We start from the raw sequence: 13,423 nt of genomic DNA on the forward strand, positions 1-13,423 counted from the left end.
CTGAAAATGCAGAAATTTTCTGTTATAGTCCTGTATATTTCCTGATAGCCTTGATGAAGGTATCGCCATATTTATTGAGCTTGAATTCTCCGATACCACTGATCAGGCTCATGGCATTCTTGGTGGTAGGTTTCATCCTTGCAAGTTCATGAAGGCTCTTGTCGCTGAGTACGATATATGGAGGATAACCCTGTTCGTCGGCAAGGTTCTTGCGTATCTTTCTGAGGTGTTCAAAGAGCCCTTTGTCTTCCACGCCTTTCGAGTCTTCCTGGAAGATGACACGTTCGGCATGCACCTCAGGAATGAGATTTCCCGGCTGGGCGATGGCGCCCTTCCTGTTGCGTACCGTTTTCTTTGGGCGGGTGGCTTTATCGTCTTCTTCTATATAAGCCAGCGAAACATGATGTTCTCCCTTCAGTACCTTCCAGCCTAAATCGGTAACCTTCATGTAGTTGTGGTTGTTGTAGGCAATCTCGAAGAATCCCATCTGTAGCATCTGCAGCAGATAAGCATTCCAGTCCTTAGATGTTGTATCCCTGCCCACACCGAAGGTTTTCATCTCGTTGTATTTGTTTTTCACAACGGCAGAAGAATGCATGCCTCTCAGAATCTCGATGCAGGTACCTACTGCAATATGCTCACCCGAACGGACCACGGCACTCAGGGCTTTCTGGGCTCTGATGGTGCCGTCGAAGGTGCGTGGAGGATTCTTGCAAACATCACAGTTGCCGCAGTTGCAGGATGATGTCTCGCCAAAATAATTCAGCAGAATGCGTCGTCGGCATACTCTCGATTCGGCATATTCCTCCATGCGGCGCAGTTTCTCCATGTTCACATCACGCTGTCCGCTTTCTTCACAGAAAGAACGGAGGGTGATGATGTCGGCCATCGAATAGAACAGCACGGTATCTGATGGTGCTCCATCTCTACCGGCTCTACCTATTTCCTGATAGAAACTCTCAATGCTTTTAGGCATATTATAGTGGATTACCCAGCGCACATTACTCTTGTCGATGCCCATTCCGAAAGCGATGGTAGCACATACCACCTGAATCTGGTCCATCTTGAACCGCTCCTGTACTGATGCTCTGGTCTGGGCAGTCATTCCGGCGTGATAGGCTGCGGCATTGATACCCAGATCGATAAGTTCCTGAGCTACCATTTCGGTGTTCTTGCGGGAGAGACAGTAGATGATGCCCGCTTCTTCCGGATGATTACTGATGAAGCGGGTGATGTATTGGAGCTTTGCCTTTTTGGTACTCTCCTGTCTTACGGTGAGGGAGAGGTTGGGGCGGTCGAAACTGCTTACGAACGTCTGCCCATTGAGATGAAGCTGGCGTATGATATCTTCGCGCGTTATCTTGTCGGCTGTGGCTGTGAGCGCCATCACCGGGACATTGCGGAAATTTTCGTGCAGCATACCGAGTTGCGAATACTCCGGACGGAAATCGTGTCCCCACTGGCTGATGCAGTGGGCCTCGTCAACGGCAAAGAGCGAAATCTTGATGTTGCTGAATAAATAAGGTATCTCGCTGATGAGTTTTTCGGGCGAAACATAAAGGAGTTTCAGTTCTCCCTTCTCGCATCGGCGGCGGATGATGAGTTCATCGGTCGTGTCGTTTCCGCTGTTCAGTGCTTCTGCCGGGATACCGTTTGCCTTGAGCGCCTCCACCTGGTCGTGCATCAGACTGATGAGCGGTGAAATGACCACAGCGGTACCTTCCATCGCTAATGCGGGAACCTGGTAGCACAGACTCTTTCCACCACCTGTCGGCATGAGAACCAGACAGTCGTGTCCCTGCATTACCTCTCTGATAATCGCCTCCTGGTTGGGGCGGAAGGAATCGTATCCAAAATAGCTTTTTAATATCTCGTTTATCTGCATGATTGCCGTTTTATGATTTCTGCCTTTACCGGCATGTTTTTGTTTTGATTTTCATGCAAAGGTAATGAATAATCTGCATAAATAAAAGTTTTCTCCAAGAAAAAGTGCATATTTCAAGTAAAAAACTTTGCAAAGAGCGAAAAACAGGAGGAAAAGTTTGGTATGTGGAAAAAATGTATTACTTTTGCATGGTAAATACAGATAAAAATGGCAAAATGTAATGTAAACACTCAAGAGCGATTTGCCGATATCCAGATGCTCCGTTATGAGCTGAAGGGTTTCGAAAACCTGTCGCTCACACAGAAAATTTATATTTATTGCTTGTCGAAGGCAACCCTCTTGGGACGTGATATCACCTTCGACCAGCAGGGCAAATACAACCTGCGCATCCGTAAAACCCTGGAGGCTGTATACCTTCATTACGAGGGTAATCGCGAAAGCGAAGATTTCAAGGCTTTCGAAGTTTACCTGAAGCGTGTCTGGTTTGCCAGCGGCATCCATCATCACTATGGATGTGAAAAGTTTGTGCCAGGATTTTCAGAGGAATCTTTCTATGAGATGGTTGGGGCTGTAGCCGATGAATACCTGCCTCTTTCCAAGGGACAGAGCAAGGAAGACCTGTTGGGCATTCTGGTGCCTGTCATCTTCAATCCGGAAGTTATGCCTAAGCGCGTGAATCAGACGGATGGCGAGGATCTGGTACAGACTTCAGCCTGCAATTTCTATGAGAATGTTTCTCAGGCAGAAGTTGAACGTTTCTATGCCAGGATGAAGGAAGAGGGCAACGAACAGGCACCTTCGTATGGACTGAACTCTAAACTGACCAAGCGAAATGGTGAACTGGTGGAGCTGAAATGGACAGAAGACGGCCTCTATGGTGCAGCTATCAAGGAGATTGTTTCCTGGTTGCTCCGTGCTCAGAAATATGCAGAAAATGAGGAACAGAAACATCTTATCGATCTCCTGGTGAAGTATTACCGTACAGGCGATCTCAAGGATTTCGACCGTTACAGCATTGCTTGGGTGCAGCAGCACGAGGGAATGATTGATTTCATCAACGGATTTATCGAAGTGTATGGCGATCCGCTCGGACTGAAAGGTACTTGGGAAGGCATCGTAGAATATAAGGATCTTGAAGCAACGAAGCGCACCCAGACCATCAGTCAGAATGCCCAGTGGTTTGAGGACCATTCACCTGTAGACCCACGTTTCCGCAAGCCGGAGGTGAAGGGTGTTACAGCCAATGTCATCTGTGCTGCGATGTTGGGTGGCGAGGAATATCCTGCTTCTGCCATCGGCATCAATCTTCCGAATGCCAACTGGATCCGTCAGGAATATGGTTCTAAGAGTGTGACCATCGGTAACCTGACCGAGGCATATAACAAGGCAGCTCAAGGCAATGGTTTCCGCGATGAATTCGTTATCGACGAGGATACCATCAGTCTGATGAATCAGTACGAGGATATTACAGATGATCTGCATACCGACCTGCATGAGTGTCTGGGACATGGTAGCGGACAGCTTTTGCCTGGTACCGACCCTGATGCACTGAAGGCGTATGGCAGTACGATAGAAGAGGCGAGAGCCGATCTTTTCGGACTCTATTATGTAGCCGACCATAAATTGGTAGAACTGGGTCTGACTCCGAATGATGAGGCATACAAGGCTCAGTATTACGGTTATCTGATGAACGGTCTGCTCACCCAGACCATCCGCATCAAGGAAGGCGACAAGATAGAGGAAGCCCACATGCGCAACCGTGCGCTGATAGCCTGGTGGGTGATGGAGCATGCCGAGGGTGCTGTGGAACTGGTGAAGATGGATATGAACTATGCTTCTGCCGAGGATGCTTTGAAGGACAGTGAGGGCAATATCATTACGACGAAGACTTATGTGAAGATTAATGATTATGCCAAGCTCCGCCATCTCTTCGGCGAGTTGCTTGCTGAAATTCAGCGCATCAAGAGTGAGGGCGATTTCGAGGCTGCCCGCCTGTTGGTAGAGAAGTATGCCGTGAATATTGATCCGGAATTGCATCGCGAGATCCTGGCAAGATACAAGAAACTGAATCTCGCTCCATACAAGGGATTCATCAATCCGAAGATGACGCTGGAGATGGATGAAGAAGGCGAAATTACAGACGTGGTATTGGATTACGAGGAGAGCTATGTTGACCAGATGTTGCGCTACTCTGATGAATACGGAACTTTGTAATAAGAGAAACGATGATAGATAATAAGAACGAGGAATTTCCGATAGTAGATGAAATGGGCAACATTCTGGGCGCTGTTACCCGCGGTCATGCCCATGACGGAAGCAAGATATTGCATCCGGTTGTTCATCTGCATGTATTCAACAGCCGGGGTGATCTGTATCTGCAGCATCGTCCAGCCTGGAAGGATATCCAGCCGGATAAATGGGATACAGCCTGCGGCGGTCATGTAGATTTAGGCGAAAGTGTGAGTCAGGCTTTGCATCGCGAGGTAAGGGAAGAATTGGGTATCACCGATTTTGAACCGGAATCTCTTGGGCATTATGTCTTTGAGAGTCAGCGGGAAAAGGAACTGGTTTATGTACATCGCTGTGTATATGATGGCGAGGTGAAACCGAGCCAGGAAGAATTGGCCGGTGGCAGATTCTGGACCAAGGATGAAATCAGTGAAAACATCGGCAAGGGTGTTTTCACTCCGAATTTCGAAAACGAATATCAGAAGTATTTCATGTAATGACGAAAATAGCCATAAAAATACGTCCCGACGTAGCATTTGCTGCATCGGGACGTATTTTTTTGTGTGTCGGGACGCAGCACCATGCTACGTCGGGACGTAATTTCAGCAGGGTCGTGGCCTGTTTCTGACCGCATCTGCAGAAGCGTTAAATCTCGTATATACCCTTGAGTGCGCCTCTTGCAATTTTCTCGAAATCTTCACCGAAGTCGCAGAAACGGAGAACCGCATTAGAGGCAGCATGTTTTATTCCCATGTTGTCACCCTGCAATGCTGCGGCAGCCTGATCCAGGAATTCGTTGATGCCACGCTCGTTAGGCTCTTTCCCATTGGCAAAAAGACGGGCAAGGAGCTGGAAACCGGCAATCTCATAGAGCGGCTTATCACTTGCTATCCACTGGTAGGCGATGACAGGCGCATAATCTACGTGCTGCAAAAGGTTGAAGGCAAGCATCTCTGCCATCTCCTGACTCTGTACCTGTTCCATCCATAAATCTGTGATTTCCGGAAGCATCTTATCGGCAGGCATGATGAGTGTAGCCAGAATCTTGCATTCCCGGATATCTTCCTTCCACAGTTCGATGGCGAGGTCATAGTCTTTACCATATTCCTCAGCCATCTTTTTCAGTTCATAGAATGGTACGCCCCAATTCAGTTTATATCCCAGTCCCTTATCGCGCATAGATTGCGATCCCGGACCGTTCATCAGCAAGCGGAAGCTTCGCTTGATAGTCATCAGTTTCTGATGTGTTTCTTCGTTCATTATAATTTGAGTAAACTATTAACTAAATTAAAGTTTCATTATTTTACAGAACATTCCTTCGAACTGTTCCTCTATATTTGCAGGTTTATGCTTGAAGATACCGAAGATGGCACTTCCGCTACCACTCATCGCTGCATATACGGCACCCAGGTTGTACAGCTTCTGTTTGATTTCTGCCAGTTCCGGGTGCATCTTGAAGATAGGTGCCTCAAAATCGTTGACAAGTTCCTCTTTCCAAGTCTCGATAGGCTGGCGTACAATGTCGCGGCAACATTTGGCTGGAGCCTGTGGGGTGATGGCTGCATAAGCCTCTTTGGTGCTGACGGCAATGTCATCGCGCTTCACCACAACCAGATGATAGCCCCGCAGATTATCGCCAGGACCACTTACCGGCATCAGTTCTTCGCCTATACCTTCTGCATAGCATGCAGTGTCACCATCTTCGGGGTCAGCAGAAATGAAGTAGGCACAGTCTGCGCCCAGTTTGGCAGCATATCTTTCCATCTCCGGATTACCGATATTGAGGCGGAAACGCTCGTCAAGCAAACGGATCATGAAGGCTGCATCGGCAGAACCGCCACCCAAACCTGCCTGCGAAGGAATACGCTTCACCAGGTGAGCATGGATGCGTGGAATCCTGAAGTCGGCAGCCAGGAGATTATAAGCCTTTACAACGAGATTGTTCTGTTCGTCGCAATCCACTGCGTTACCTGTAATCTTCAGATCACAAGGAACATCACTAGGGAATTCATCGCCCATGAGCTTGATTTCAAGTGCATCGGTCAGCGGAATAGGGTAGAACACCGTTTCAAGATTGTGGTATCCATCTTTCCGCTTAATAACTATATTTAAACCAAGATTGATCTTGGCGCAAGGAAATGTAATCATAACTTTTCAGTTTAAAGGGTTCGTTACTATTTCTTTTTCTTTGCAAAGATACGGAAAAATATCTAACATGGTGCATCTTTTACAGGATTATTTTTATCTGTAGCATTAAAAATATTAAAATAAGCCCTGTTTTGCAATATCTTTTGTATCTTTGCAATTACAAATTATTAATAGATTATGAAAAAAGGAGATAAAGTCAGATTCTTGAGCGAAGTGGGTGGCGGAAAGGTTGCCGGCTTCCAAGGTAAAAATATTGTGCTCGTTGAGGATGAGGATGGTTTTGAGATTCCGATGCCTATCAACGAGGTAGTTGTGGTGGAGCAGGATGAATACTCCATGGGCAAGATGATTTCGGCTAAAATGGATGCGCAGCAGAAGGCTGAGGAGCATGCCAATACCGAACTGCATCAGGACAGCCGGAGTATCAAGGCCATCTTGAATGATCACGATGACGTGGATATGGATGTAGAGGAATATGATGCTGCCGACCGTGAGATAACCTTTGTGAAACCGGTTCAGGAACATACGGGTGGCAACAAACTCAGTGCTTATCTCGCCTTTGTACCTATCAACATCAAGGACGTAACCAATACCCGTTTCGAGACCTATATGGTGAATGACAGCAACTACTATCTCCGCTATACCTATCTCGTGGCTGAGGGAAATGCATGGACTCTGAAAGCAGAGGGAGAAATAGAACCGAACACCAAACTCTTCATCGAGGAATTCGGTCGTGAGGCTCTGAACGAGATGGAGCATATCGCCATCCAAATGATAGCTTACAAGAAGGACAAGCCATTCCTTCTGAAGCCGGCAACAGATGTTCAGTTCCGCCTCGATCCTGTGAAATTCTACAAGCTTCATCTTTTCGAGGAGAACGATTTCTTCGAGACTCCAGCCTATCTCTTTACGATTGTAGAGAACGATGAAATAGCCCGTCCGCTGGTTATCGATTCCAAGCGTCTGAAAGAGCAGATGTATAAGGATGAGAAGGTTGTTGCCAACACCAGCAAGAAGAAGAGCAAGAAGGATGATGGAACCCTTGTGATAGATCTTCATGCGGATGAAGTGCTTGAAACAACTGCTGGAATGAATTCTGCAGATATTCTTCATTATCAGATGGATATCTTCAAGAAGACCATGGAGGAATATAAGAAAAAGAAGGGACAGAAAATTATCTTTATTCATGGAAAGGGCGAAGGTGTGTTGCGCCAGACTCTCATTCATGAGTTGAACTATCGCTATAAGAGTTGCACCTATCAGGATGCTTCTTTCCAGGAGTATGGCTATGGTGCGACACAGGTAACAATAAAGTAATTTATTATGAAGTACGGATTTATTAAGGTAGCTAGTGCCATCCCTGCCGTAAAGGTGGGTGATGTCATTTTCAATACCCAGCAGATAGAGGAACAGATTGCGCTGGCTGAGGGAAAGGGTGTAGAGATCATTACATTTCCGGAACTCTCTGTTACGGGCTATTCCTGTCAGGATCTCTTCCGTCAGCAGATGCTTCTCGAATCATCTGAGCAGGCGGTGATGATGTTGCTCGATTTCACACGCAAACTCGATATCATCTCTATCGTGGGTGCGCCGGTGATAGCGGGCGACTTGTTGCTCAATTGTGGTATCGTTATCCAGCATGGACAGATTCTCGGTATTGTACCGAAGACATATCTTCCAAACTACAGCGAGTTTTATGAGAAACGCTGGTTTGCCTCAGCTCAGGACCTGAGAGATTGCGAAGTCCGTTATGCCGGACATAAGGTGAAACTGACGCCTGATGTTCAGATTTTTCAAACTTTCGATGGCGTACAGTTTGGTGTGGAAATCTGCGAAGATGTATGGGCTCCGGCTCCTCCTAGCAACAAACTGGCGCTAGCAGGAGCAGACCTGATTTTCAATCTTTCTGCAAGCGACGAACTCATCGGAAAACATCATTATCTGAAGAGTCTGCTCAGCCAGCAGAGTGCCCGTACCATGACCGGATATATCTACAGTTCCTGCGGATTCGGTGAGAGTACGCAGGATGTGGTTTATGGTGGAAATGCCCTGATTTATGAGAATGGAGTTTTACTTTCACAGAGTGAACGTTTCTCTATTGAACCGCAGATGGTTATCTCACAGATAGATGTAGAGAAACTCCGCTCTGAGCGTCGTACGAATTCTACTTATGTAAATGCCCAGCGCAATATTAAGTATTCTGTTCTCGGCGGTCAGTTCAATATCCGTAATATCGAAGCCGATCCTACCGAAAATGAACGCGATTTTGTGTTGGAACGTGAGGTGAATCCTCATCCGTTTATTCCTACCAGCAGCGATATGAATGCCTCTTGCGAGGAAATTTTCAATATCCAACTCATGGGGCTAGCCAAGCGTATCGTTCATACCCATGCCAAGACCGTAGTAATCGGTATTAGCGGCGGTTTGGATTCTACGCTGGCCTTACTCGTTTGTGTAAAAGCTTTTGATAAACTCAAAATGAACCGAAAGGGTATTGTAGGTGTCACTATGCCGGGATTCGGAACCACAGACAGAACCTACAATAATGCTATCTCGCTGATGCAGAGTCTTGGTATTACCATTAAGGAAATCAGCATCGCCAAGGCTGTAACCCAGCACTTTGAGGACATCGGTCAGGATGCTAGTGTGCATGATGTGACTTACGAGAATTCCCAGGCTCGTGAACGTACCCAGATTCTGATGGATTTAGCCAATAAGATGGGTGGTATGGTTATCGGTACCGGCGACCTTTCAGAGTTGGCATTAGGATGGGCTACCTATAATGGTGACCACATGAGCATGTATGGCGTGAATGCCAGCATTCCTAAGACCCTGATCCGACATCTCGTAAATCATGTAGCAGAGAGTGGGGTAGACGAACAGAGCCGCATCACTCTTCGTGATATCATCGATACTCCTATCAGTCCAGAGTTGATTCCGGCAGATGAGAATGGAAATATCAAGCAGAAGACGGAAGATTTGGTGGGACCATACGAACTGCATGATTTCTTCCTCTACTATTTCCTGCGTTTCGGTTTCCGCCCTTCCAAGATTTACATGTTGGCAAAGAAGGCATTTATTGATTCCGAACTGGAGCGTGTAAAGATCAGTGATAATGATCCTGACAGCTATGATGAGGAAACCATTAAGAAGTGGCTGAAGACCTTCGTGCGCCGTTTCTTCAATCAGCAGTTCAAGCGCAGCTGTTTGCCAGACGGCCCGAAAGTAGGTAGCGTAAGCCTCAGTCCTCGTGGCGACTGGCGTATGCCTAGTGATGCTGCATCTGCCATCTGGCTGCAAGAGGCTGAAAACCTCTGAAATTGATTTCGGACAAGCCAAAAGTACAATATTCTTTCTATTTTCTGGCGCGCCCGTTATATTAATTATATACTCTTAAAGGGGCTGGATTTTGTAAATATTTGGTTTACAGAATTCAGCCCCTTTTTCTTAATATTTGTGAAATCGATTGCACAAAAATATCAGCAGAAAAGTGAAATATCTTGTTGCGCGGATAGAAATAGTTTGTAATTTTGCGGAAGATAATTCAACTATTCAATTTTAACTTAACAATTTCATTATGAAGAAACTTGCCGCAAAATTATGGGCAGTTTTAATGCTCATGTTGGTCTCCATGCAGACGATGGCTACAGACACGTTTACTAGCAATCGTACTGATTTCCGAGACGAAAGTATCTATTTTATGATGACCACGCGTTTCTACGATGGTGACACAGGAAACAATGTGCTCTGCTGGGATAACCAGTCAGAGCAGATCAAAACAAAAGACCCTTGCTGGCGAGGCGACTTCCAGGGTGTCATCGACAAGCTCGACTACATCAAGGCATTGGGTTTTACAGCTATCTGGATTACACCAGTAGTGCAGAACGCATCCGGTTACGACTACCATGGTTATCATGCCATGGATTTCCAGCATGTTGACTGCCGTTATCAGAGCAGCGATGGTAGCAAGGACGGTGACGCCATGTTCCAGGAACTCATTGATAAGGCACATAAAAAGGGTATCAAGATCATCCTCGACGTCGTGCTCAACCACACTGGTAACTTCGGTGAGCAGACACTCTGCAAGGAGTTTGACCGTGATACCGACTTGGCAACTCAGGCACTGATTGATGCTTGTATGATTCCTAATGAGGAGAAGTTGGGTTCCGACTACCTTACAAGTGTCGCTTATGAGCAGTATCAGCGTCGTCTTGCCTTGATGAAGAATATCCGTGGCAAGAACCAGGATGTTCACAACTACTGGCACCACTTTGGTGACTTCAACTGGGATTATCCTAATCGCTGGTGGGCTCAGATTGCAGGTGACTGCGTTGACCTGAATACCGAGAACGACTACGTAGCAGATTATCTCGTAAAGTGCTATGGCAGCTTCATCAAGATGGGTGTCGATGGATTCCGTATCGATACTTCCGGTCATATCTCACGTCTTACCTTCTGCAAGCAGTTTATTCCTCAGTTTACAGCTCTTGGTGAGAAGTATAAGAACAAGCGATTGAACCAGGCTCCATTCTTCATGTATGGTGAGGTTTGCGCCCGTTACAGTGATGTCACATACCGTGGTCAGGATAACCTCTCTTGCTATTATTACACATGGGAGGCTCCAAAGGACTTGCTCGACAAATGGGATGGTAGCCAGAAATACTGGGATACACAGGTACTCTTTGATAAAGCCAATGGCGGTACAGGTGTGGATGACCATCAGATGGCTCTCTGTGAGTCAGACAATGCCCCAACACCAACAAGTGACAATACCTTTATGGTGAATGGTAAGTGGCATGAGCCAGACTATTCTCAGGCAAGTGGTTTCCATGTGATCGACTTCCCATTGCACTACAACTTCGGTAATGCTGCCGCCGCATACGGTTTGGCAAAGTCAGGTGACAAGAGATATAATGATGCTACCTATAATGTGGTATATGTTGATAGCCACGACTACGGTCCTCAGCAAACCAACGACCAATTCCGTTTCTCTGGTGATGATGCTCAGTGGGCAGAGAATCTCTCTCTGATGTTTACCTTCCGTGGTATTCCATGTCTCTATTATGGTTCTGAGGTTGGTTTCCGTCGCGGTGCTCCGATTGACAGAGGTCCTCACGGTCCTCTTTCTGAAACTGGTCGTGCTTACTTCGGTGGTTACCTCACTGGTGATGTCGAAGCCAAGGATTTCGGTGACTACAAGGCAACAGGCAATGTGGCTGCTACATTGAATCATGATGTCGCTCAGCACCTCATCCGTCTGAACAAGATCCGTCAGGCTGTTCCTGCTTTGCGTAAGGGTCAGTGGACCGACGATGGTTGTACTCCTGCTGATGGCGGTATCGCCTTCAAGCGTGCTTATAAGAATGACAGCTATGCACTCGTAGCCATCAATGGTGGTGCAACATTCACAGATTGCCCTGATGGTACTTATACCGACGTGGTAACAGGCAAGACTTACACAGGTTCTACTATCACCGTTGATGCTCCTGCTACTCAGGGTCAGCTCCGTGTTCTCGTGAAGGACTGGAAGGGCGGTCAGATAGGTGAGGATGGTCCTTTCATCTATAATGAGGCTCCTAAGTCTAAGTCAGAGGCTGATCAGGCTTATGATGGTCATGAGGAAGATGGTACAACATGGGTTGAGCCACAGACTAATGAGTTTGGTTTGAAGTTCTCTCAGAATGGTGGTACTTTCCGCACCAATACTGTTACTGTAGAGGTAAGCCTTAGCGGTAAGGCTACTGAAGGCTGGTTCCAGGTAGAAGGTCAGGACAAGGTAGAGTTGGCTCCTGGCGAGACCAAGACATTCACTATCGGTGAAGGTATGAACTTCAAGCAGACCAAGACTGTAACATGGTATGCTAAGAACGACAAGAGTGAGAAGAATGGTTCTGTATCCTTCACCAAGGTGGATCCTAACGCATCTATCACCGTATATGTAAAGGCAGACAATGCTCCAACTATCTATGCTTGGGTTCCTGGTACTCCAAAAAAGGAGTTGACAGGTGCATGGCACGGTAATACCATGGATGGTCCTGAAGAGATTGGTGGTGTCAACTACTGGTACAAGACTTTCGATGGAGTAGAGAGCTTCAATGTGGTTCTGAATAATGGTAATGACAAGCAGTCAAGTGACATCACTGGTATCACAGGCGATATCTACTTGGAGTATGACGGTGGTTCAAATGTCAAGACGCTCGATGCTCCTGTCAACACAACAGCCAAGGTTACTTTGAGTCCTAACGGTGGTGACTTCGAGAAGACTATTACTGTAACAGCAACCCTCAGCGACAATGCCAAGAGCGGTTGGTATAAGATTGGCGATGGCGATCAGGTAGCTCTTACTCCTGGTAAGCCAGTAACCTTCACCCTCGGTGCTGACATGATGGAAGGCGAAAGCAAGACTGTAACTTGGAGCGCAACTAATGCAGAGGATAAGGCTAAGACTGGTACTGCTACCTTCAACAAGATCAAAGAGGTAGTTATTCCTACTCCAACAGGTATCTTCGCTTACTTCCTCGCTCCTGCAGACTGGAGTCAGGTTGTCTGCTGGGCTTGGAATAATACAGACAACTTTACTGGTGGTAACTGGCCAGGTGTAGCTTGTACCAAGATCGGTGTGAAGAAGAATGGTTTGGATGTCTGGATGTGGAAGTATGATGGCGATTTGACAACTGCTCCTACTATGATCATCTTCAGCAATGGCAGTGGTACGCAGACAAAGGATTTGGAATTCGAAAACGGTGCAGTTTATAACCTTGCCGGTAAGACCAATGAGTCTGTCTCAACAGGCATCAACCAGGTAGGTAGCAAGAAGGCTCCTGCTAAGTTGAAGATTTACTCTATCAATGGTGTGAAGGTTGCCGAAGTAAACAAGGTTTCTGATGCAGAATACGTTCTGGCTCCAGGTATGTATATCTGCAATGGCAAGAAGTTTGTTATCAAATAAACTTACCGCTACTTTGGGACTTAAATAAGCACTTCGCCTGCTCTGTAAGCGGGTAGTGTGAGTTTGTCCCCGTGCGGTTAGCAGTTTATGTACATAATATCCTCTGAATGAGGCTGATTTTTGCAAATATTCGTTTTGCGAAATTCAGCCTCTTTTTCTTTGTTGTTGCGAAATCGATTGCACAGAAAAAACAATAGAAAAGTGAATTGTTT

8 protein-coding genes are annotated in these 13,423 nt (G+C 46.5%); 5 read left to right on the forward strand and 3 right to left on the reverse strand.

The annotated features are described in order from the left end of the window. Positions 1-22 precede the first annotated feature (22 nt). Positions 23-1,885 carry a DNA helicase RecQ gene (gene recQ, locus KUA46_RS03030; RefSeq protein WP_153073455.1) on the reverse strand — a complete coding sequence of 621 codons (1,863 nt, stop codon included), beginning with the start codon at positions 1,883-1,885 and terminating at the stop codon, positions 23-25. 207 nt (positions 1,886-2,092) lie between these two features. Here recQ and KUA46_RS03035 point away from each other — a divergent pair, with 207 nt between their 5' ends. Beyond that, positions 2,093-4,099 (forward strand): dipeptidyl-peptidase 3 family protein, encoded by a 2,007-nt coding sequence (locus tag KUA46_RS03035; protein ID WP_006846844.1) that lies wholly within the window; start codon positions 2,093-2,095, stop codon positions 4,097-4,099. Positions 4,100-4,110: 11 nt separating this feature from the next. Next, on the forward strand, positions 4,111-4,611 hold the full coding sequence (locus KUA46_RS03040; protein WP_006846843.1) for an NUDIX hydrolase: 501 nt from the start codon (positions 4,111-4,113) through the stop codon (positions 4,609-4,611). A gap of 148 nt (positions 4,612-4,759) precedes the next feature. On the opposite strand, the gene KUA46_RS03045 is transcribed toward KUA46_RS03040, so the two are convergent. Both KUA46_RS03045 and ispE read right to left on the reverse strand, forming a co-directional pair. Then, complete coding sequence (locus KUA46_RS03045; protein WP_118141462.1) at positions 4,760-5,374, reverse strand: DNA alkylation repair protein; 615 nt, start codon at positions 5,372-5,374, stop codon at positions 4,760-4,762. Positions 5,375-5,401: 27 nt separating this feature from the next. After that, positions 5,402-6,262, reverse strand: a complete 861-nt coding sequence (ispE, locus tag KUA46_RS03050; protein WP_218487076.1) for a 4-(cytidine 5'-diphospho)-2-C-methyl-D-erythritol kinase — start codon at positions 6,260-6,262, stop codon at positions 5,402-5,404. Between the two features lie 177 nt (positions 6,263-6,439). Between ispE and KUA46_RS03055 the strand changes: the two genes are divergently transcribed. From KUA46_RS03055 to KUA46_RS03065, 3 genes are all read left to right on the forward strand, one after another. Next, positions 6,440-7,579 (forward strand): DUF2027 domain-containing protein, encoded by a 1,140-nt coding sequence (locus tag KUA46_RS03055; RefSeq protein WP_119228975.1) that lies wholly within the window; start codon positions 6,440-6,442, stop codon positions 7,577-7,579. Positions 7,580-7,585: 6 nt separating this feature from the next. Next, a complete protein-coding gene (locus tag KUA46_RS03060; RefSeq protein ID WP_022121951.1) occupies positions 7,586-9,580 on the forward strand; it encodes an NAD(+) synthase in 1,995 nt (664 codons plus the stop codon). A 259-nt stretch (positions 9,581-9,839) separates the two neighbouring features. Then, entirely contained in the window at positions 9,840-13,211 is a 3,372-nt protein-coding gene (locus KUA46_RS03065) for an alpha-amylase family glycosyl hydrolase (RefSeq protein ID WP_256625039.1), read from the forward strand. Positions 13,212-13,423: the final 212 nt, after the last annotated feature.

The organism is Segatella copri, from assembly GCF_019249765.2.
Lineage (GTDB): Bacteria > Bacteroidota > Bacteroidia > Bacteroidales > Bacteroidaceae > Prevotella > Prevotella copri_K.